This window comes from Cupriavidus sp. 05L411, assembly GCF_056398045.1.
The window spans coordinates 91,264-110,928 of the sequence record NZ_JBFTOQ010000003.1 but is presented as its reverse complement, the minus strand read 5'-3'; the positions used below and the strand labels follow the sequence as shown (position 1 = coordinate 110,928).

Annotated in this window: 19 protein-coding genes and 1 riboswitch; of the genes, 4 read left to right on the top strand and 15 right to left on the bottom strand. The window is 66.7% G+C overall.

Annotated features, from left to right (window positions below; translation table 11 throughout):
- Positions 1 to 2: 2 nt before the first annotated feature.
- The gene (locus tag AC1DQR_RS04535; protein ID WP_150992005.1) at positions 3 to 197 is read left to right on the top strand and encodes a DUF2905 domain-containing protein; all 195 of its coding nucleotides are present in this window, start codon (positions 3 to 5) and stop codon (positions 195 to 197) included.
- 77 nt (positions 198 to 274) lie between these two features.
- On the opposite strand, the gene AC1DQR_RS04530 is transcribed toward AC1DQR_RS04535, so the two are convergent.
- The 4 genes from AC1DQR_RS04530 to AC1DQR_RS04515 form a co-directional block, all read right to left on the bottom strand.
- Positions 275 to 1,519, bottom strand: a complete 1,245-nt coding sequence (locus AC1DQR_RS04530; protein ID WP_416050305.1) for a multifunctional CCA addition/repair protein — start codon at positions 1,517 to 1,519, stop codon at positions 275 to 277.
- Between the two features lie 8 nt (positions 1,520 to 1,527).
- Positions 1,528 to 2,217 (bottom strand): glutathione S-transferase family protein, encoded by a 690-nt coding sequence (locus AC1DQR_RS04525; RefSeq protein ID WP_477132594.1) that lies wholly within the window; start codon positions 2,215 to 2,217, stop codon positions 1,528 to 1,530.
- A gap of 200 nt (positions 2,218 to 2,417) precedes the next feature.
- A complete protein-coding gene (locus AC1DQR_RS04520) occupies positions 2,418 to 3,443 on the bottom strand; it encodes a complex I NDUFA9 subunit family protein (RefSeq protein WP_416050304.1) in 1,026 nt (341 codons plus the stop codon).
- Between the two features lie 104 nt (positions 3,444 to 3,547).
- Entirely contained in the window at positions 3,548 to 5,500 is a 1,953-nt protein-coding gene (locus AC1DQR_RS04515; RefSeq protein ID WP_477132593.1) for a lytic transglycosylase domain-containing protein, read from the bottom strand.
- Between the two features lie 153 nt (positions 5,501 to 5,653).
- Here AC1DQR_RS04515 and AC1DQR_RS04510 point away from each other — a divergent pair, with 153 nt between their 5' ends.
- Positions 5,654 to 6,205, top strand: coding sequence for a 5-formyltetrahydrofolate cyclo-ligase (locus tag AC1DQR_RS04510; protein WP_477132654.1), 552 nt, complete (start codon positions 5,654 to 5,656; stop codon positions 6,203 to 6,205).
- Positions 6,206 to 7,076: 871 nt separating this feature from the next.
- Here AC1DQR_RS04510 and AC1DQR_RS04505 read toward each other — a convergent pair.
- The 5 genes from AC1DQR_RS04505 to ahcY form a co-directional block, all read right to left on the bottom strand.
- Complete coding sequence (locus tag AC1DQR_RS04505; RefSeq protein ID WP_477132592.1) at positions 7,077 to 7,847, bottom strand: Mut7-C RNAse domain-containing protein; 771 nt, start codon at positions 7,845 to 7,847, stop codon at positions 7,077 to 7,079.
- Between the two features lie 31 nt (positions 7,848 to 7,878).
- Positions 7,879 to 8,241 carry a TfoX/Sxy family protein gene (locus AC1DQR_RS04500; RefSeq protein ID WP_416050301.1) on the bottom strand — a complete coding sequence of 121 codons (363 nt, stop codon included), beginning with the start codon at positions 8,239 to 8,241 and terminating at the stop codon, positions 7,879 to 7,881.
- 22 nt (positions 8,242 to 8,263) lie between these two features.
- Positions 8,264 to 9,094 (bottom strand): methylenetetrahydrofolate reductase [NAD(P)H], encoded by an 831-nt coding sequence (metF, locus tag AC1DQR_RS04495; protein ID WP_416050300.1) that lies wholly within the window; start codon positions 9,092 to 9,094, stop codon positions 8,264 to 8,266.
- 62 nt (positions 9,095 to 9,156) lie between these two features.
- Positions 9,157 to 9,510 (bottom strand): phage holin family protein, encoded by a 354-nt coding sequence (locus tag AC1DQR_RS04490; protein ID WP_150989950.1) that lies wholly within the window; start codon positions 9,508 to 9,510, stop codon positions 9,157 to 9,159.
- Between the two features lie 129 nt (positions 9,511 to 9,639).
- A complete protein-coding gene (ahcY, locus tag AC1DQR_RS04485; RefSeq protein WP_043343154.1) occupies positions 9,640 to 11,073 on the bottom strand; it encodes an adenosylhomocysteinase in 1,434 nt (477 codons plus the stop codon).
- A gap of 131 nt (positions 11,074 to 11,204) precedes the next feature.
- A riboswitch (S-adenosyl-L-homocysteine riboswitch) is annotated at positions 11,205 to 11,285 on the bottom strand.
- Positions 11,286 to 11,359: 74 nt separating this feature from the next.
- On the opposite strand from ahcY, the gene thiD reads away from it, so the two are divergent.
- Positions 11,360 to 12,190 (top strand): bifunctional hydroxymethylpyrimidine kinase/phosphomethylpyrimidine kinase, encoded by an 831-nt coding sequence (gene thiD / locus AC1DQR_RS04480; RefSeq protein ID WP_416050299.1) that lies wholly within the window; start codon positions 11,360 to 11,362, stop codon positions 12,188 to 12,190.
- A gap of 93 nt (positions 12,191 to 12,283) precedes the next feature.
- Positions 12,284 to 12,724: a PGDYG domain-containing protein gene (locus AC1DQR_RS04475; RefSeq protein ID WP_477132591.1), complete on the top strand. Its 441-nt coding sequence runs from the start codon at positions 12,284 to 12,286 to the stop codon at positions 12,722 to 12,724.
- 4 nt (positions 12,725 to 12,728) lie between these two features.
- Here the strand turns inward: AC1DQR_RS04475 and AC1DQR_RS04470 are convergent, their stop codons facing one another.
- From AC1DQR_RS04470 to AC1DQR_RS04445, 6 genes are read right to left on the bottom strand one after another with little or no spacing between them, the layout of a single operon-like run.
- Positions 12,729 to 13,175 carry a PaaI family thioesterase gene (locus AC1DQR_RS04470; protein WP_150989937.1) on the bottom strand — a complete coding sequence of 149 codons (447 nt, stop codon included), beginning with the start codon at positions 13,173 to 13,175 and terminating at the stop codon, positions 12,729 to 12,731.
- Between the two features lie 21 nt (positions 13,176 to 13,196).
- A complete protein-coding gene (locus AC1DQR_RS04465; RefSeq protein ID WP_174426091.1) occupies positions 13,197 to 13,409 on the bottom strand; it encodes an acyl-CoA carboxylase biotin carboxyl carrier protein subunit in 213 nt (70 codons plus the stop codon).
- Positions 13,409 to 14,848, bottom strand: coding sequence for an acetyl-CoA carboxylase biotin carboxylase subunit (locus AC1DQR_RS04460; protein WP_477132590.1), 1,440 nt, complete (start codon positions 14,846 to 14,848; stop codon positions 13,409 to 13,411). Before AC1DQR_RS04460 ends, AC1DQR_RS04465 begins: the two co-directional genes overlap by 1 nt.
- Positions 14,845 to 16,956 (bottom strand): acetate--CoA ligase family protein, encoded by a 2,112-nt coding sequence (locus AC1DQR_RS04455; RefSeq protein ID WP_416050296.1) that lies wholly within the window; start codon positions 16,954 to 16,956, stop codon positions 14,845 to 14,847. The genes AC1DQR_RS04460 and AC1DQR_RS04455 overlap by 4 nt, the downstream gene beginning before the upstream one ends.
- A 1-nt stretch (position 16,957) precedes the next feature.
- Complete coding sequence (locus tag AC1DQR_RS04450) at positions 16,958 to 17,968, bottom strand: tripartite tricarboxylate transporter substrate binding protein (RefSeq protein WP_416050295.1); 1,011 nt, start codon at positions 17,966 to 17,968, stop codon at positions 16,958 to 16,960.
- A 51-nt stretch (positions 17,969 to 18,019) separates the two neighbouring features.
- Positions 18,020 to 19,567, bottom strand: a complete 1,548-nt coding sequence (locus AC1DQR_RS04445; RefSeq protein ID WP_043343137.1) for an acyl-CoA carboxylase subunit beta — start codon at positions 19,565 to 19,567, stop codon at positions 18,020 to 18,022.
- Positions 19,568 to 19,665: the final 98 nt, after the last annotated feature.

Genomic DNA, 19,665 nt, shown 5'->3' with positions numbered 1-19,665 from the left:
ACATGCTGCGCTGGACCCTCACCATCTTCCTGGCCGTCATCGTGCTGTCGGCGGCACTGCCCTGGCTGCAGAAGCTGGGGTTGGGGCGGTTGCCGGGGGATTTGCGGTTTCGGTTGTTTGGGCGGGAGTTTGTGTTGCCGTTTGCTTCGACGGTTTTGTTGTCGATGGTGGCGTTGGTGATTGGGAAGTTGTTTTAGGGTGTGGGGCGGACACTGCGGACACTGCTGGCCTGCAACTGCAGCTACAACTGCAACGGCTGAATTTGCAGTTGCAGTTACCCCCCTACCCCCCCTACCTTAGCCTCCACTGCCGCCACCCGCGCAGCATGCACCCGATCCTTGATCAACCCAGGATCCCCAGCACACTGCCGCGCCACAGCCCCGGCGTCCACCGAAGCCGCCGCCTCCAGCGCCATCATCAACCGCGCCGTCTGCGGATACTCCCGGTCCTCAAACCCAAGCCGTCCCCGCGCATCCGCCTCGCATGCCTGCAGCGCTTCAGCAAACCGCGCCGGCTTGCGCAATGCATCGCACCGCTCCAGCAAACGCGTCAGCGCGGCAGCGCCAAACGCCTCGGAGCGATGGATATTGCCATGCTCGCGCGCCACCACCACTGCCAGGTCACGGCAGTCAGTCGGCACGCGCAACCGCTTGCAAACTGCCTCCAGCAATGCCACGCTGCGCTGCTCGTGCCCGATATGGCGCGGCAGCACATCCTCGGGCGTGGTGCCCTTGCCCAGGTCGTGCATCAGCGCGGCAAAGCGCACCGGCAGCGAGGTGCCCATCGCGGCGGCGGTATCCACTACCATCATCACGTGCACGCCGGTATCCACCTCCGGGTGGTAGTCGGCCCGCTGCGGCACGCCCCATAGCTGGTCCAGCTCGGGCAGCAGTCGCGCCAGCGCCCCGCATTCGCGCAGCACCTCGAACATGCGCGAGGGCCGTGCCTCCATCAGGCCGCGCGCGAGTTCCTGCCAGACGCGTTCGGCCACCAGCGCGTCGACCTCGCCGGCTTCCACCATCCGGCGCATCAGCACCAGCGTCTCGGGGGCTACCGTGAAATCATTGAAACGCGCGGCGAAGCGCGCCACGCGCAGGATCCGCACCGGGTCTTCGGCGAAGGCGTCCGACACATGGCGAAACAACCGTGCGGCGAGATCGCGCTGCCCGCCGTAGGGATCGATCACAGGGCCCGTAAGCGCGCCGTCATCGCCCACCGCCTGCGCCATGGCGTTGATGGTGAGGTCGCGCCGCACGAGGTCGTCTTCCAGCGTCACGTCCGGCGCGCAATAGAACGAAAAGCCCTTGTAGCCTGCCGCGGTCTTGCGCTCGGTGCGGGCCAGCGCGTATTCCTCCCGGGTCCTGGGATGGAGGAACACGGGGAAATCCTTGCCTACCGGCTTATAGCCCTGGGCTTCCATCTCGGCCGGCGTTGCGCCCACCACCACATAGTCACGGTCCTGGCTCGACAAGCCCAGCAGGGCGTCGCGAATGGCGCCGCCTACGGCATACACCTGCATGGACGAGCTCAATGGTTGATCACAATCGCGTCGGCGCGATCGGGGGTGAGGCGGTAGGGCTCGTCGGAGGCGAGGAAATCGCGCTCTTCACGGGCATCGGCGATCCACGCCTGCATGGCCGGCAGCGCCAGGATAAAGTCCGCATATTGCTTGGCGGCCTCTGGCAGGTGAATGCCATAAGTGGCAAAGCGGCTGACCACCGGCGCGAAAAATGCGTCGGCAATGGTGAACGCACCGAACAGGAACGGGCCTGCGGCCGCATGCCGCGCGCGCAGGTCCGACCAGATCGCGGCAACACGATCCACATCGCGCTGCACCGCTACGTTCCAGCCCATGCCGGGCAGCACCGCGGTGACGTTCATCGGCAACTGGCTGCGCAGGTTGCCGAAGCCCGAGTGCATCTCCGCGCAGATCGAGCGCGCATGCGCACGCTCTGCACGGTCGGCCGGCCAGAGCTGCTTCTCGGGAAAGGACTCGGCCAGGTATTCGGCAATCGACAGCGAGTCCCACACCGAGACATCGCCATCGACCAGCACCGGCACCTTGCCGGTGGGCGAGTGCTTCGCAATCGCTTGCTCAAACCCGGCCACGAACAAGCGTACCTTGACCTCCTCGAACGCAATGCCAGCCTGCCGCATCAGCAGCCAGGGGTGCAGCGACCAGGAAGAGTAATTCTTGTTGCCGATGACGAGCTTCATCGCAAAATCCTTGCAGGAAAACGTGGGGGAGCGCGCGCGGCCGGGGCAAGCCCGCAGCGCGAGGCGTGCGCACGCAAGCGCACGGCGGCGAACGAACCATTGTAGCCAGCCGCGCCAAGCGCTTCCAAGCGAATTACGCTCGCAGCGATGTGAATCCTGATCACATGCGAGGGGCAAAGCCGGCCCGGGCTGCCTGCCGCTCAACGATACCCGCTGCGCCGCAGTCCCAGCATCTGGCTCTCGTGCCCGCGGCCCGCCAGCACATCGGTCATCACCACCTCCAGCCCCACCGGCTGGCCCAGCCCAAGCTCGGGCGCGATCGCCCCCCGCATGACATTGTCGAGCCGCATGGAGTCCAGGTTGTCGCGCGACATCACCGGCGCGCCCGGCATGTGTTCGAGGATGGCTGCCTGCACGCGGGCCAGGGCGTCGGGCAGGTGCAGGACCGGGCGCGGGTGGCCGCTGGCGCGGCCCGCAAAACGCACCAGCGCCTCCAGCGTATAGACCTGCGGCCCCGCCAGGTCGTAGGCGCGGCCGATGGTGTCTCGCGTCGCCATGGCGTTGACCATGGCCTGCGCCACGTCCTGCACGTACACCGGCTGGAACCTGGCATGTGCGCAGGCGAGCGGCACCACGGGCGCCAGTTGCTGCAGTTGGGCGAACAGATTGAGGAAATGGTCGTCGGGGCCGAAGATCACGGACGGGCGGAAGATGGTCCAGTCCAGGGCGCTCTCGCGCACCACGCGCTCGCCGTCGCCCTTGCTGCGCAGGTACATCGACGGGCCGGCGCTGTCGGCGCCCAGCGCGCTCATGTGCAACAGCCTGCGCACGCCGGTACTGTGGCAAGACTCGACAATGCGCCGCGCGAGGTCCACATGGGCGGCGGCAAAGGCCGCGCCGTAGGGCTCGGCGCGTTCGCCATGAAGAATGCCGACCAGGTTCACCACGATGCCGTCGGTGCCCAGCGTGCCAATGGCGGCGTTCAGCGCAGCATCGTTCCTCACGTCCAGCTCGATCACCTCGACGCGCGGCAGCAGCAGCAGGTGCTGCGCATGCTCGGCGTCGCGGGTAGCGGCCACGATGCGCTCAGGGTCCAGAGGCGGCTCCACGACGGTGCCCGGCTCCAGCGGCGTGGCCGACGCGGTGGCAACACCTGCCAGGCGGGCTACCAGGTGGCTGCCGACAAAGCCGGCCCCTCCGATCACTAGAACGTTGCTGGTCTGCATGGATCTCTCCGCGGCAAGGGACGACTGGCGCACGCTCCGGGGCTGGAGCATGCGCCGGCTACCGCATGGCCTGCAGACCGCGCTGCCTCGAAGGCGTTAAAACCTCAGGGCAGGCTGGTGGTGGTGATCTGCGACGGCGACACCACGCCCAGGCGATCCTTGAGCGACTGCGGCCGGCCGCTCATCAATGCAGCATAGTACGTGGCGTTCGACAGCACATTCTTCACGTAGGTCCGGGTCTCCGAGAATGGAATGGTCTCGGCGAAGATCGCGCCCTCGACCYGGCGCGGCAAGCTGGAGCGCCAGTTCTTGGGACGGCCCGGGCCGGCGTTGTAGGCGGCCGAAGCCAGCGTCCATGAGCTGTCCAGGTCAGTCAGCACCATGCTCATATAGTTGGTGCCAAGCTGGATGTTGACATTGGGATCGCTCATCATCGAGGGCGAGAAGTCGGTCATGCCAATCTTGCGCGCAACCCACTTGGCGGTCGCCGGCATCACCTGCATCAGGCCATGAGCGCCGGCGGACGAGCGCGCGTTCATGATGAAGCGCGACTCCTGGCGCACCAGCCCATAGGCCCATGCCATATCCAGGCCCACGTCATCGGTGGCGCGCTGCATGATGTCGCGGTACGGCATCAGGAAGCGCAGCGAGAAGTCATGCTCGGCCTGGGTGCGGTCCGCGGTGTTCACAGCGCGGTCCAGCAACTCGATGCGGCGGGCATAGTCGGCGGCGGCCAGCAGCTGGCGGTCGGTCATGCCGCGCAGTTCCCAGTTCCATTCACGATTGCCTTCGAAGCGCAGGTTCAGGTCGTAGAGCTTCTGCGCGCGCAGGAAGCCCGGGCGGGTGCGCATGGCATTGACCTCRGCATCGCTGACCTGCGTGCGTGCCGGCAGCACGATGCGGTTGCCCAGTTCCTCGCTGGCCAGTTGGCCGTAGAAGTTGAACTGGCCGGCGATCGACTGGAACTGCTTCTCGGCCTCGGCGCCGCGGTTGTCAGCCTTGAGCGCGCGCCCGTGCCAGTAGGTCCAGGCCGGGTCCTTGGCGCGCAGCTCGGGGCGCATCAGCTCCACGGCCTGGCGCACCTGCTTCCAGTCGCCCTGGCGCAGCGCGGCGCGCACGCGCCACTCCTGCGTTTCGTCGGACAGCCACTGGTTGCCGCCCAGGTCCATCTGCCGGCGGTAGTAGCCGGCCGCCTCGGGTGCAAGCTTCTTGGCGGCGTACTGGCCGACCACGCCCCAGCCGGCGCCCTGCTCGTCGCGCGACAGGCTGCCGGCGTTGGCGCTCAGGTAGGCCGCGGCCTGGGCGGGATCGTTGCGCGCCATCTTGACCACGGTGGCGAGCGTGTTGCTGTCGCCGCGCGCGTCCGGCGCGGTGGCGGCGATGCGCCCAGCCAGCGTCACATAGTTCTGCTCCAGCGCCTGGCGTGCCTGGAAGGCCACGTCGCTCGGCTCGATCTGCCTGCTTTGGGCCAGGTAGCCGATCAGGTCGACACAGCCTTCGCCGTAGTAGCGCGGATCGCTCAGCGCCGCGCGTGCGTCCGCCGCCACGTTCTGGCCCTTGAGCGCGCGCGACAGCAACGCGTAGCACTCGACCTGCGTATCGTCCTTGAGCACGAACTGCGGGTATTCGGCGTCGAAATTGGCCCAGTCGCGCTTCTTGCCCAGCACCAGCAGCCAGTCATTGCGCATGCGGTCGGCAATGGCTTCGCCCTTGTAGCGCTGCAGGAAAGCGCGCACCTGGTCGTCAGGGGCGTCGATGCGGGCCAGGCCGCTGGCGTCGAACATCTGCGGCTTGATGCGGAAGTACTCGACGTAAGACGAGATCGGGTAGTCCACCAGCGTGGCCGAGATGGCGTCGGTGCGTGCCACGTCGTTCTTGCGCGCGGCTTCGCGCAGCGCCACGAAAGCGTCGTCGGGGTTGCTCGGGATGGCGAGCGACTGCGATTGGGGTTGCGGCTGGGGCCGTTTCTGCGCAAATACCGGCGTGGCAAGCACTGCGCACGCGATCGCCGCCAGGGCGGCCTTGGCCACACGCTGCGGATATACTCCCTTCGGCATTCTTCTTCCTTGTTGTGACGGCCGGACAACACCTTTCGAGGGCGCGCATCCGACCGTGCAATGTTGGGTCAACAACAGACATTATCCCACGCAGCCATGCCAAGCGACGACGTTCGCAGCCCCTCCGGCGCGCCCGGAAAGCCCGACTCCGGCATGCCGCGAGCGGCACTACGGCGCCAGTTGCTGGCGCTGCGCGGCGCGTTGCCGCAGCGCCCCGCAGCCGACGCCGCCATCGAAGCCGCACTGGCCGCCCTGCTGGAGCGCCTGCCCGTGCGTCGCCTGGGCTTCTACTGGCCGATCCAGCAGGAGTTCGACGCCCGTGGCGTGGTCTCGCGCTGGCTGGCCGGCGCTCCCGGGAGGCAAGCGGCCCTGCCGGTGGTAAGCCGGCCGGGCGCGCCGCTGGATTTCCACCAGTGGGAACCGGCTACGCCAATGGTTGCCGGGCATTACGGCATTCCTGTGCCCGACGGCACACCGCCCTTGCTGCCAGACGTCCTGCTGATTCCATGTGTCGGTTTCAGCGGGGATAAGTTCCGCCTGGGCTATGGCGGCGGGTTCTACGACCGCACGCTGGCGGCGCTGGCCGCCAGCGGGAACGCGCCGGTGGCGATCGGCATCGGGCATGAGGCCTGCCGGATTGCGTTGGTGCCGCAGGGGCATGATTTGCCGATGGATTGGGTGGTTAGTGAGGGGGGGGTGTTTTGAGGGATTTAGGATGTGTCCTTATCCCATTGGGGGGGTGGTCGCTGTTTCTTTGAACGGCGATGGCGTTTGCACCCAAAAGCCATACGACATCCCCCCTGCGGGGTTGATTGCTGCTTCTTTGTACGGCGATGGTTTTTGCACCCAAGGTGCCATACGACATCCCCCTGCGGGGGCTGCCGGTCACTTTTCTTTGACCGACAAAGAAAACTAACGAAAAGAAAGCCGCCCTGCCGGGAGCAGAGCAATCAGGCTGTTTTTGCCTCGGTGGTTGCGTCGCACGGCCCGGAGTGTTGGCTAGCTTTGCCATGCCGGCTTGAAGGTCATCGCTACGGCATGACCAAATGGTCACGTGGTGGTGCCCGTGATCGCTTTGCTCGGTGCGCGTTCGGGCATCTGCCGTTCGCGGTGCGCAGCACCACGATCCTGCCTGCCTTGGTGGTTTCGTGGTGGGCACCGTGGCCCGTCCGCGAGGGCCGCGCTCACACCCACGGCGCTCGTCCTCCGAGACAAAACCACGAAACCAGCCACACCCGAAACGGCGCAGCCCCTCGCCTCGCGAACGGCAGATGTGGGAATGGTCATCGCACACGAGGTCAGGGGCTGCACCACGTAACCCGCAGGTCATGTAAATGCGATGCCCTTAGGGTTGGTAGGATCCGCCAGCAAACACTCCGGGCCGTACGACGCAACCACTGCCCCATATAAGCCTTATTGCTCTGCTCCCGGCAGGGCGGCTTTCTTTTCGTTAGTTTTCTTTGCCGGTCAAAGAAAAGTGACCGGCAGCCCCCGCAGGGGGATGTCGTACGGCCCTTGGGTGCAAAAACCATCGCCGTACAAAGAAGCAGCGCCCCCCAAGAAACAAAGCCACAAACTACAAACAACGCCCCACAGGCACCAACTCATCCACCAAACCCCGCATATGCCGCCAATGCGACCCCTCCCAAAACACGCGCTGGCAGCAATCGCAAGTCACGAACCGCTCCTGGCGCGCAAGCACGCCCGGCGGCACGCGGCCGTCGACCTCGGTTTTGTCGATCGCCCGCAGCGGCGCATTGCAGTCCAGGCACAGCGAGAACGGCCGCGCGCTACGGGCCAGGTCGAGCCGCGCGAAGATCTCCCGCAATTGCGGCGTGGCCTTGATGGCGCGCACGTAGCAGCCATGGGTGACCCCGCGCCGTTTGAGCAGCTCGCGGTCCCGCGTGAGCACGATGCGGCCCTCGCGCATGGCGATGGCTTCGATCTCGCTATCGGCGTAGTGGTTGTCGTAAAGCGTGTCGAAGCCGGTCAGGCGCAACAGGTGCGCCAACCCGCCCAGGTGGGCGTCGGCAACAAAGCGGGTCGCGCGCAGCGGCTCGGCGCGCACGCGCAGCAGCGGTGTGACGTCGAAGGCTTCGAACTTGGGATAGACGGAGACGCGGTCGCCATCCTGCAGCAGGCGCTCGAAGCCGCATGACGCGCCGTTCACCAGGATCAGCTCCACTTCGGTGTGCGGCACGCCCAGCGCTTCGATCATGTGCTTGACGGTGGCGGCGCGCGCGCAGGTGCACACGCAATCCCGGCCGCGCTGCGCGCGCGGCAGGAAATCGTTCAGTTCCTCGTAGAAACGAAACGTGGCGGTGACGGTGGCAGGGTCGGTGGCCATGAGCCAAAGTATGCCACCGCCCGGCAGCGCCTCAGCCCCCCTGGTTGGCCAGCCGCAGCGTGGATTCCACGGAAAGCCGCGCCCAGGCCGTCATGGCCTCGGCCGACTCCAGGCAGGCTGGCGGAGCGCTCAGGTAATGCTGCATGGAGATCTCGCGTCCGTTACGGCTATAGCGGAACGGCTCGCCGCCCTCGGCCTCGAAGCCAGCGCGCGTCTGGTCGTCCACTTTCAGGTAGCAGCGCCCGCCCAGCACCAGCGCGAACACCAGTCCGTCGTAGTACAGGGCGTGGCCGCCAAACATGCGGCGCGTGGTGATCGGGCCGATGCGCGCCGCCAGCGGCCCCAGCAGTTCGAGCAGATGGTCGATGAAGGGGTCGGGGCGGCGGGCTGGCATGTCGCTGGTGCGGGCGGATGCCTTAGAGCTTCAGGCGCTGCCAGATGGCTTTGGTCGCGCTGGCTGTGTTGAGCGTATAGAAATGCAGCCCCGGCACGCCGGCCGCGAGCAGGCGCTCGCACAGCGCGGTGACCACATCCAGGCCAAAGGCGCGGATCGACTCGCGGTCATCGCCGAAGCCTTCCAGCCGCTTGGCCACCCAGCGCGGCACTTCGGCACCGCACATCTCGGAGAAGCGCATCAGCTGCGAGGAATTGGTGATCGGCATGATGCCCGGCACGATCGGTACGTCCACACCCATGGCGCGCACGTCCTCGACGAAACGGAAGTACGCATCGGCGTTGAAGAAGTACTGGGTGATGGCCGAGTCGGCGCCGGCCTTGACCTTGCGCACGAAGTTCTCGAGATCGTGGCGGGGCGACTTGGCCTGCGGGTGGTACTCGGGATAAGCCGCCACCTCAATGTTGAACCAGTCGCCGGTCTCGGCGCGGATGAACTCCACCAGTTCGTTGGCATAGCGGAACTCGCCGATCTCGCCCATGCCCGACGGCATGTCGCCGCGCAGCGCGACGATATGGCGGATGCCGCCGTCACGGTAGGTCTTGAGGATATTGCGGATGCTCTCGCGCGAGGACCCCACGCACGACAAATGCGGCGCGGCCTCGATGCCTTCGCGCTGGATCTCCAGCACGGCGTCCAGCGTGCCCTGCTGGGTGGTGCCGCCGGCGCCGAAGGTCACCGAGATGAACTTGGGCTGCAGCGGAGCGAGCTGCGCACGCGTGTTGCGCAGCTTCTCGGCGCCCTCCGCCGTCTTGGGCGGGAAGAATTCAAAGCTGAAGTAGCGGTCTTGCATGATGGTGGCGCGCCGCCTATGGCGCGGCGCGCTGAAAAATTGGCATGGGACGCCGGACGGCGTCAGGCGCTGCGGCGTTCGCCGAGCAGCACGCTCGACAGGGCCCAGGAGATCACGCTGTAGAGGATCGAGCCGAGCAGGGCCGCGCCAAAGCCGGTGACCACGAAACCGGCCAGCAGCTTGCCCACGAACAGGAACAGCAGCGCGTTGATCACGAAGATGAACAGGCCAAGCGTCAGCAGCGTCACCGGCAAGGTCAGGATCACCAGGATCGGGCGGATCAAGGTATTCACCAGGCCAAGCACCAGCGCAGCGATCATGGCCGAGCCGAAGCCGCCAAGATGAATCCCATCGATCAGGCTGCCCACCAGGAACAGCGCGGCGGCGTTGATGATCCAGACGGCCAACAATCTCATGACGACTCCTTCGCTTGGGTAAAACGGATTCGGGGCAGATTCGGGGCACGGCACCCGCGGCGCGCGGGCGCCGCAGGCTGACGAACCGGCGGTTGATCAAACGCAGATCAGCCGCCGGTCACCGGCAGATCAATAACGGTAGTGATCGGCCTTGTACGGGCCTTGCTTGCTCACGCCGATGTAGGCGGCTTGCTGCTCGGTCAGCTCGGACAGTTGCGCGTTGAGCTTCTTCAGCTGCAGGCGCGCGACCTTTTCGTCCAGGTGCTTGGGCAGCGTGTAGACGCCGACCGGGTACTTGCCGCTTTCGCGTTCCTGCCACAGTTCGATCTGGGCGATGGTCTGGTTGGCGAACGAGCTGCTCATCACGTACGACGGGTGGCCCGTGCCGCAGCCCAGGTTCACTAGGCGGCCCTTGGCCAGGATGATGATCTTCTTGCTGGGTTGATCGCCAACGGCGGGGAACACCACGTGGTCGACCTGCGGCTTGATCTCGTCCCACTCGTACTTTTCCAGCGAGGCGATGTCGATCTCGTTGTCAAAGTGGCCGATGTTGCAGACGATGGCCTGGTCCTTCATCTTGGCCATGTGGTCATGGGTGATGACGTGGTAGTTGCCGGTGCAGGTGACGAAGATGTCGGCCTTGTCGGCAGCGTATTCCATGGTCACCACGCGGTAGCCTTCCATCGCGGCCTGCAGTGCGCAGATCGGGTCGACTTCGGTCACCCACACCTGGGCCGACAGGGCACGCAGTGCCTGCGCGCTGCCCTTGCCCACGTCGCCGTAGCCGGCCACCAGCGCAACCTTGCCGGCGATCATCACGTCGGTGGCGCGCTTGATGCCGTCCACCAGCGATTCACGGCAGCCATACAGGTTGTCGAACTTGCTCTTGGTCACCGAGTCGTTGACGTTGATGGCGGGGAACTTGAGCTCGCCCTTTTGCGCCATCTGGTACAGGCGGTGCACGCCCGTGGTGGTTTCCTCGGTCACGCCCTTGATGGCGTCCAGGTTACGGCTGTACCAGGACGGGTCCTTGGCCAGCTTTTCCTTGATCGCAGCGAACAGGAAGGTCTCTTCCTCGCTGCCCGGGTTGGCGATCAGCGATGCGTCCTTCTCGGCGCGGGCGCCCAGGTGCAGCAGCAGCGTGGCATCGCCGCCGTCGTCCAGGATCATGTTGGGGGTGCCGCCATCCTTCCAGTCGAAGATGCGGTGGGTGAAGTCCCAGTACTCCTTCAGCGATTCGCCCTTGAAGGCGAACACCGGCGTGCCCGAAGCGGCGATGGCCGCGGCAGCGTGGTCCTGGGTCGAGAAGATGTTGCACGATGCCCAGCGCACGTCGGCGCCAAGCGCCACCAGCGTCTCGATCAGCACGGCGGTCTGGATGGTCATGTGCAGCGAGCCGGCGATGCGCGCGCCCTTCAGGGGCTGGGCGGCAGCGTACTCGTCGCGGATGGCCATCAGGCCAGGCATTTCGGTTTCGGCGATGGCGATTTCCTTGCGGCCCCAGCCGGCGAGGCCCAGATCGGCCACGAGGTAATCGTTCTTCAGGTCAGTCACTGCGTTCATGTTTCACTCCGATGAAGAGTGGCGACGAAGGACGAGTGCGGGGAATACGGCCGCGCCATGCAAGGATGGTGAACACCAGGGCCTTTGCATAACGGGCGGATAGGTCGACTCGCCTCCGTGTGTATGCCACGGATCAGCGAGCGCCGTTGAAGACAGTCCGAGCCTGGCGAATGGCACAATAAGGCCCATTCGTTGCAACGCTCCTCGGAGTGGCGGTATTGTAGCCTGCCCCGGCACGCTTGGCACCGCCACCGCCATGAATTTTTCTTGACCGCCGGCCCAGCACATGACCCTGACGACACACCGCCCCCCGCGCACCCTGACCATCGCCGGCTCCGACTCGGGCGGCGGCGCCGGCATCCAGGCCGATCTCAAGACCTTTGCGGCGCTGGGCTGCTTCGGCATGAGCGCGATCACCGCCATCACGGCGCAGAACACGCTCGGCGTGACCGGCGTGCATGCCATCCCGGCCGACATGGTAGCGGCCCAGATCGATGCGGTTGCCAGCGATATCGGCGTGGATGCGGCCAAGACCGGCATGCTGGGCACCGCAGCCATCGTCGAGGCGGTAGCCGCCGCGGTGGACCGCCATGGCATTCGCCAGTTGGTAGTGGACCCGGTCATGATCTCCACCTCCGGCGCCACCCTGGCGGACGACGCCACCACCCAGGCCATGGTGCGCCTGCTGTTCCCGCGCGCCGTGCTGGTCACGCCCAACCTGCCGGAGGCGTCCTACCTGCTGGGCCGCGAAATCACCCGCCGCGAAGAGATGGAGCAAGCTGCACGCGACCTGGTCGCGCTGGGCTGCCCGGCGGTGCTGCTCAAGGGCGGGCACCTGGATCCGGCCGATGCCGGCCTGGACGACCTGCTGCTGAGTGCCGACGGCACTGTGCGCGTGTTCAGGCATCAGCGGGTTGACACCCGCAACCTGCATGGCACCGGCTGCACGCTGGCCGCGGCCATTGCTGCCCAGCTGGCAAGGGGCGACAAGCTGGAAGACGCGGTGGAAGTGGCGCTGGATTTCGTGGCCGATGCGATTGTGGCGGGCGCTGACTTTGCGCTTGGGACGGGCAACGGGCCGCTGAACCACGGCTTTGCGCCGCGGGTGCTGGGTTAAGTATTGGGTTAAGTATTGGGTTAAGTACTGGGCTAAGGAGCGGGGAGCGAACCAGCGGTATGATTTGCGCCCCAGCCTGCCATCCGCCACGCCATGCCCATCCTCACCCAGATCGACCTGCGCACCGACCCCGCCGCCGCCGCCTACCAAAAGCACGAAGTGGTACAGGTAGCCTTCGCCAAAGAACCCGGCGAACTCATCAGCCTCGAAGGCCCCAACCGCTACCAGCCCGGCGACGCCATCATCACCGGCTCCACCGGCGACCGCTGGGTCGTCTCGCGCGAACGCTTCGACCCCAAGTACGAACCGCTGCAAGCCGGCACCCACGGCCAGGATGGCGCCTACCAGAACATCCCGGGCGTGGTGCTGGCCAAACGCATGGACCAGGATTTCAGCATCGCCCGCTCAGCCGGCGGCGACGTGCTGCATGGCGCGGCCGGCGACTGGCTGATGCAATACGCGCCGAACGACTACGGCGTCGTTCAGCAGGCGCGCTTCGCCCAGGTCTACCGTCCGGCCAGCGGCAACGCCTGAAGCGTCAGTCCCCGCCGCTGCTCAGCGGCACCAGCTTGAACGCCGCGCGTGCCACGCAAACTACTTCACCAGCGGCGTTCTTCACTTCGCCCTCGCAAAACGCGATGCGCGCGCCGCGCCGCATGCAGCGCGCTTCCAGGTGCAGTTCACCGCGTGCCGCAGCCAGGAAATGCGTGGACATATCGATGGTGATCACGCCGGTTTCCAGCGGCGCATGCGAGCGCGCGGCGCCGCTGAGCGTGAAATCCAGCGTGGCCATCAAGGTGCCGCCGTGCACGTCGCCCCGGCTGTTGACCAGGAACGGGCTGACCGGCAGGCGCGTGTGGCACAGGCCCTCTTCCATCCGCACGGGCTGCAGGCCAAGATGGCGCATCAGCGGCACGTCGATGCCGAAGTAGGGTTTCTCGGGTGTGCCCGGCGCTACCGGGACAATCTGAGCGGGACTTTCCAAAACAATGCTTCCTTATTCGCGTTATGCGAGTTCTACCACCGCCTGGCCCTCGGCGACGGCGTCGCCTGGCTGCACCAGGATGGCCTTGACCACGCCAGCATATTCGGATTCGAGCGGTATCTCCATTTTCATGGACTCGATCATCATCACGGCGTCGCCGGCCGCAATGGTAGCGCCAACTTCGATGTGGATGGCGCAGACATGGCCGCTTACCGCGGCTTCGATCTTGTTCATCAGGCAGCTCTCTGTGTAGGTTGTGGGTTCTCTGCGGCAGGCGTGGCCAGCACACGCTGGACGAGCGCGGTATCGATGCGCCCGGCCAGGAAATCGGGATGCGCGAGCACGCGCAGGATGAAAGGGATATTGGTCTTGACGCCGGCAACGGCGAAATCCCGCAGCGCCGCGCGCAGCGTGGCGATGGCCTCGCCGCGATCAGCGCCGGTGGCAATCACCTTGGCCAGCATGGGATCGTAGTACGGCGTGACGCGCTCGCCTTCGGCGTAGCCGGTTTCCACGCGGATGCCCGCACCTTGCGGCGGGCGGAATACCTCCAGCGGGCCAGGCGACGGGAAGAAGCGCAACGGGTCCTCGGCATACACACGCGCCTCGATGGCATGGCCCTGCGCGGGAACCTGGCCGCCCGGCAGCACATCATCGATGCGCTCGCCGCGCGCCAGCCGGATCTGCGCGGCCACGATATCCACGCCGGTGATCTGCTCGGTGACGGCGTGCTCCACCTGCAGGCGCGTGTTCATCTCCAGGAAGACGAATCCGGTGGCCGGCGTGTGCAGCATTTCCACCGTGCCGATCACGTCGTAGCCGATGCCGGACAGCAGTGCCGAGAGCTTGGCCGCCATGGCTTGCACCTCGGCACGGTCCAGCCCGTGCGCGCGCGCTTCCTCGATGACCTTCTGATGACGGCGCTGCACGGAGCAATCGCGCTCCCACAGGATGCGCACGCCGCCGTGGCGGTCGGCCAGCACCTGGAACTCGATATGGCGCGGCTGCTCGACCAGCTTCTCCAGGTACAACTCGGCCTGGCCAAAGCTGCGCTGCGCCACCGAGCGCGCCTGCTGCCAGGCAGCGGCCAAGCCGGCCGCGTCACGCACCGGCACCATGCCGATGCCGCCGCCGCCGCCGGCGGGCTTGATCAGCACCGGATAGCCGATACCCTGCGCCGCGGCGGCAACGGTGTCCATGTCGTCGGGCAGCACCTCGGAGCTGGGCGCCAGCGGCATGCCTTGCGCGGCCATGAAAGCGCGCGCTTCGGTCTTGTGGCCAAGCCGCCGGATCCAGTGCGGGGACGGGCCGATAAAGCACAGGCCGGCGGCTTCCACGCGCTCGGCGAAAGCGGCGTTTTCCGAGAGGAAGCCATAGCCGGGATGCACCGCATCGGCGCGACTGGCGCGCGCGGCTTCCAGCAACTTGTCCTGGTCCAGGTAGCTGGCCAGCGGCGGCGCTTCGCCCAGGCGCAGCGCGGCATCGGCTTCGCGCAGATAGGGCAAGCCGGCGTCGGCATCCGAGTACACCGCGACCGATTCCAGGCCCAGCCCGCGCAGCGCGCGGATGACGCGCGCCGCTACCGCGCCGCGATTCGCGACCAGCACGCGGCTTACCGGGCGTGYTGGACGTGCTGGACGTAGCGTTCCGCAGGCTTTCGTCGTGGCATTCATGACCTTTCTCCCGCGCGGATCACCACCGCGTCGACCAGCACCGGCGCCACGCCGGCGCGGCTCACCATGACCGGATTGGCGTCCACCGAGCGTACCTGTCCCTGTGCCTGCACCATCCAGTCGCCCAGGCGCACCAGCATTTGCGCCAGCGCATCCACATCGACCGCCGCCATGCCGCGCAGCGCGCCAAAGGCGCGCGCAATGCGCAGCCGGCCGATGGCCTCGCGCGCCTGCGTGGCGTTGAAGGGCGCGACGAGAAACTGCACGTCGTCTATCGCTTCGACCAGCACGCCGCCCTGCCCCACCATCACCACCGGTCCGTAGACGTCGTCGATGTGCGCGCCCACCGCCAGCTCGAAAGCGCCGCGTTGCTGGCGCGCCAGCAAGACGCCGCCATGGTGGATACCCTGGCTGGCAGACAGCCCTCGCAGCACACGGTCCAGGTCATGGAAGGCAGCCAGTGCCTGCGTCTCGCCGGCAAGGCCGAGGCGCACCAGCCCGAGTTCGGACTTGTGCGTGATATCGGGCGAAACGCCCTTGGCAACCACTGGCGTGCCCAGTTCGCCCAGCGCGCGGCGCACGTCATCCGCGCTGCGGCACAGGCGATGCTGCACAACCGGCAGACCGGCCTGCGCCAGCGCCGCCAGGCTTGCCACTTCGTCAAGCGATACGTTGGGGGCCGCATTGTCCTTGGCGAACACCGGCGGCAACGCGGCGGGCTCGGCCAACGCGGCGGCATTCACCTCCACGTGCCGCGCGAGCATGCCCAGTGCGCGCATGGCGGCACGCTCGCTGTCGAACACCGGCACGCCTTGCGCGCGGAACGCCTGCGCCACCCATTCCTGGTTGGCGCTGACCGCCACCGGCACGCCGCTGGCAGACGCAAAGCGGCCGGTCTGCGCGGAGAAGTCGGCAAAATCGTAGCCCTCGCCGCCGATGGGAAAGCCCACGTAGATCATGTCGGCCTGGCGCTGCGCGGCCACCACTTCCAGCGTCTGCCCATAGATGTGCGGCTGGCCCAGCAGCGCGGTGGTCATGTCGATCGGATTGCGCGCCGACACGAACGATGGAAGCACTGCCTTGAGCGCGGCTTGCCCATCGCCTGCGAACTGGCACAGCGCGAGGCCCTGGTCCTCGGCGGCATCGGCCGCCAGTACGCATGTCGCGCCGGAATTGCTGATCGCCACTACCTTGCGTCCACGCGGACGCTGCCCGCCGATAAACACCTGGCTGTACTCGACCAGCTCGCGGAAATCCGCCACGCGCTGGATGCCGTTCTGGCGCAGGAAGGCGTCGGCTAGTGCGTCCTCACCGGCCAGCGCTCCGGTGTGCGAGCTGGCGGTGAGTTGCCCGGCCTGCGTGCGGCCAGCTTTGACCGCGAGGATGGGAATGTCGCGCTGATGCGCGACGCGCGCGGCCTGCGCCAGCACGGCCGGGTCTTTCAGCGATTCGATATAGAGCAGCAGCACCCGGATGTCCGGATCGTCCGCGACCGCGCGCAGCACCTCTGCGGCAGTGATGTCCGCCTCATTGCCGGTCGCCACCATATAGCGCACGCCGATGCCCTTGCGGCGCAGTCCACCGTAGACGATGGAAGAGCCCGCGCCGCTCTGGCTGACGATGGCGACCGGCCCGTCCTGACCGGCTTCCTCGTTGATCATGGTGGAGAAATGCAGGATGGCGCCATCGCGGAAGTTGGCCACGCCCTGCGTATTGGGGCCGAACAAGCGCAAACCGCCCGCGCGCGCACGCTCGACCAGCCTGCGCTGCTGCGCCGCGCCGGCTTCGCCAAGCTCCGCAAAGCCCGATGAGTAAATCACCGCCGCGCGCGCGTTGATCGCCAGGCACTGGTCGATGGCCTGTTCGACCTCCTGCCCCGCAACACTGACCACCACGACATCGGGCGCATCGGGCAGCGCGGCCAGTTCGGGATAGGCCTGCAGGCCCTGGATCTGCGCGCGTTTGGGGTTGACCGGATACACACGCCCGGCAAAGCCGTAGCGGCGCATGTAATCGATCGGCCGGCCGCCGGCCTTGATCGGATTATCGGAGGCGCCAAGGATGGCAACCGAACGCGGGGCCAGCAGTTCAAGCATGTTGTCGCTCATCTCAATCCACCTTCACCTTGGCCTCGGTGGCCACGCGCTTCCACTTGACCAGTTCCGCCTGCACAAACGCGCCGAACTGCTCGGCATTCAGCGTGCCGGGCGTGGTGCCACTCTGCGCCAGGTTAGCCTTGGATTCCGCCGTGTTCATGCTCTTCACGGCGTCGCGGTTCAGGCGCTCCACCAGCGGCTTGGGCAGGTTGGCCGGGCCATAGAAGCCAATCCACGTGGTGGCCTCGTAGCCGGGCACGCCCTGCTCGGCAATGGTGGGCACATTGGGCAAGGCCTCGCTGCGCTTGGCCGAGGTCACGCCGATGGCCTTGACCTTGCCGTCCTTCACATAGGGCGCCATCGTCATCACGTCATGGAACAGCGCGGGGATCTGGCCGCCGAGCAGGTCCGACAGCGCCGGCGCCGCGCCCTTGTAGGGAATGTGCGTCAGCGGCGTGTTGGTCATCAGCCGCAGCAGCTCCCCCGACATGTGCGTGGCGCCGCCGATGCTGGATGAGCCGAATGACAAGCCGTCCTTTTGCTTTCTCGCGTACGCAAGGAATTCCTGCAGGTTCGACACCGGCACATTGTTGTTCACCACCAGCACGTTGGGCGTGGTCGCCAGCAGCGCGATCGGGGTGAAGTCCTTGCTGGCGTTGTACGGTAGCTTGGGCCGCACCGCGGGATTGATCACCTGGTGCGTGGCGCTGACCAGCAGCGTGTAGCCGTCCGGGTTGGCGCGCGCGACGATCTCGGTGCCGATCTGGCCGCTGGCGCCGGCGCGGTTGTCCACCACGAACGGCTGCTTGAACTCGGCCTGCATGTCGCGCGCGATGCGGCGCGCCAGCAGGTCGGTCATGCCGCCGGCGGGAAACGGCACGACGATGGTGACGGGCTTCTGCGGCCAGTGCTCCTGCGCCTGCGCGCCGGTGGCGCTCAGCAGTGCGGCGCCAACGGCCAGCGTGGCGGTAACGATGGCGTTGAGGGTGGGGCGGTGCGCAAGGATAGGTCTGTGATTGGGCAAGGCGGTCTCCATTATTTTGCTTGTGTCTGATTTGCCTGGCGGACTCTCGTCTCAGGGCCGGATGCCGAACTTGCGCACGCCCGGCTCGCGCAGCGGCGCCGCCAGGTTGGCGAACTCGCACAGCAGCGAGCGCGTATCGCGCGGGTCGATGATGTCTTCCACCACGAAGGCTTCGGCGCTGCGGAACGGCGACGTCAGGCTGCGCACGCGCTGCTCGATCTCGGCGCGCTTTTGCACAGGGTCGTCGGCGCCTTCGATCTCGGCCTTGTAGGCGACCTCCAGCCCGCCCTCGATCGGCAGCGAGCCCCAGTTGCCGGACGGCCATGCGTAGCGGAAGTTGAAGCGGCCCATATGCTGGTGCCCCGCCGCCGCCACGCCATAGGCGCGGCGCAGGATCACGGAGCACCACGGCGTGGTGGCCTGGTACACCGCGGCCAGCGCGCGCACGCCGTAGCGCATGGTGCCGGCCTTCTCGGCTTCCAGGCCGATCTGGAAGCCGGCGATATCGACCATATTGATCACCGGCAGGTGGAAGGCTTCGGCCAGGTCCACGAAGCGGATGAATTTCTCCGCGGTGGGGCCGTCCCAGCCACCGCCGTAGTGATACGGATCGCTCGCCACCACCGCCACCGGCCAGCCATCCACGCGGGCCAGCCCGGTCACGATGGCGCGGCCCCAGTGCCGGCCCATCTCGAAAAAGGAGCCCTGGTCCACCAGCGTCTCGACAATGGGGCGCACCTTGTAGACGGAGCGGCTATCGCGCGGGATCGCGCTGAGCAGCCACTCATCGCGGCGGGCGGGATCGTCGGTTGGCTCAACGCGCGGCGGCAGTTCATGCACCGAGCCCGGCAGGTAGGACAGGAAGCGGCGCGCGCGCGCAAAGGCTTCTTCCTCGCTCGCCACTTCGTCATCGACCACGCCATTGCGCGTATGGATCTGGCTGCCGCCGAGCTCGTTCTTTTCCAGTACCTGGCCGATGCGCGCCACCACCGGCGGGCCGGCGTTGAACAATTGCGCGGTGCCCTTGACCATCACCGAGTAGTGGCTCGCGGCCACGCGCGCCGCGCCCATGCCGGCCACCGAGCCCAGCGCCAGCGACACCACCGGCACCAGCGACATGTTCTCCACCACGTGCTGCCACACCTTCATGGTGGGGATGTTGGTGTAGCCCTTGTTCTCGATATTGCGCACAGAGCCGCCACCGCCGGTGCCGTCTACCAGCCGCACCATGGGCAAGCGCAGGTCGTGCGCCATCTTCTCGGCGTGGATCAGCTTCTCGCCAACGGCACCGTCGTTGGCGCCGCCGCGCACGGTGAAGTCATCGCCCACCAGCACCACCGGGCGGCCGTCCACCTTGGCGCGCCCCATCACCAGGTTGGCGGGCGTCAGGCCCACCAGGCGGCCGTTGCTGTCGTACTGGCCGCTGCCGGTGAGCGCGCCCACCTCGCGGAACGATCCGGCATCGGCGATCGCGTCGATGCGCTCGCGCACGGTCAGCTTGCCGGCGTCCTTGTGCCGCTTGACCTTGTCGGGGCCGCCGAGCTGCGCGGCGAGTTGCTTGCGGTAGGCCAGTTCATCGATTTCGGGCTGCCAGGACACGGCGGTCTCCTTAGTGCTGTTGTTATGGTCGTGGGCTATCTAAATGCATAAACGCAGCAAACGTGCCAGGCGCGCCAGCCCTTGATTTCATTGTTCTT

What these genes read in the sequence shown, in the direction of transcription:
- AC1DQR_RS04475 (WP_477132591.1), top strand. Translation starts at nt 12,284, where the DNA reads ATGCCCATCCTCACCCAGATCGACCTGCGCACCGACCCCGCCGCCGCC.
- AC1DQR_RS04535 (WP_150992005.1), top strand. Translation starts at nt 3, where the DNA reads ATGCTGCGCTGGACCCTCACCATCTTCCTGGCCGTCATCGTGCTGTCG.
- AC1DQR_RS04455 (WP_416050296.1), bottom strand. Translation starts at nt 16,956, where the DNA reads ATGAGCGACAACATGCTTGAACTGCTGGCCCCGCGTTCGGTTGCCATC.
- AC1DQR_RS04525 (WP_477132594.1), bottom strand. Translation starts at nt 2,217, where the DNA reads ATGAAGCTCGTCATCGGCAACAAGAATTACTCTTCCTGGTCGCTGCAC.
- AC1DQR_RS04500 (WP_416050301.1), bottom strand. Translation starts at nt 8,241, where the DNA reads ATGCCAGCCCGCCGCCCCGACCCCTTCATCGACCATCTGCTCGAACTG.
- AC1DQR_RS04505 (WP_477132592.1), bottom strand. Translation starts at nt 7,847, where the DNA reads ATGGCCACCGACCCTGCCACCGTCACCGCCACGTTTCGTTTCTACGAG.
- AC1DQR_RS04530 (WP_416050305.1), bottom strand. Translation starts at nt 1,519, where the DNA reads ATGCAGGTGTATGCCGTAGGCGGCGCCATTCGCGACGCCCTGCTGGGC.
- AC1DQR_RS04490 (WP_150989950.1), bottom strand. Translation starts at nt 9,510, where the DNA reads ATGAGATTGTTGGCCGTCTGGATCATCAACGCCGCCGCGCTGTTCCTG.
- metF (WP_416050300.1), bottom strand. Translation starts at nt 9,094, where the DNA reads ATGCAAGACCGCTACTTCAGCTTTGAATTCTTCCCGCCCAAGACGGCG.
- AC1DQR_RS04465 (WP_174426091.1), bottom strand. Translation starts at nt 13,409, where the DNA reads ATGAACAAGATCGAAGCCGCGGTAAGCGGCCATGTCTGCGCCATCCAC.
- ahcY (WP_043343154.1), bottom strand. Translation starts at nt 11,073, where the DNA reads ATGAACGCAGTGACTGACCTGAAGAACGATTACCTCGTGGCCGATCTG.
- AC1DQR_RS04510 (WP_477132654.1), top strand. Translation starts at nt 5,654, where the DNA reads ATGCCGCGAGCGGCACTACGGCGCCAGTTGCTGGCGCTGCGCGGCGCG.
- AC1DQR_RS04520 (WP_416050304.1), bottom strand. Translation starts at nt 3,443, where the DNA reads ATGCAGACCAGCAACGTTCTAGTGATCGGAGGGGCCGGCTTTGTCGGC.
- thiD (WP_416050299.1), top strand. Translation starts at nt 11,360, where the DNA reads ATGACCCTGACGACACACCGCCCCCCGCGCACCCTGACCATCGCCGGC.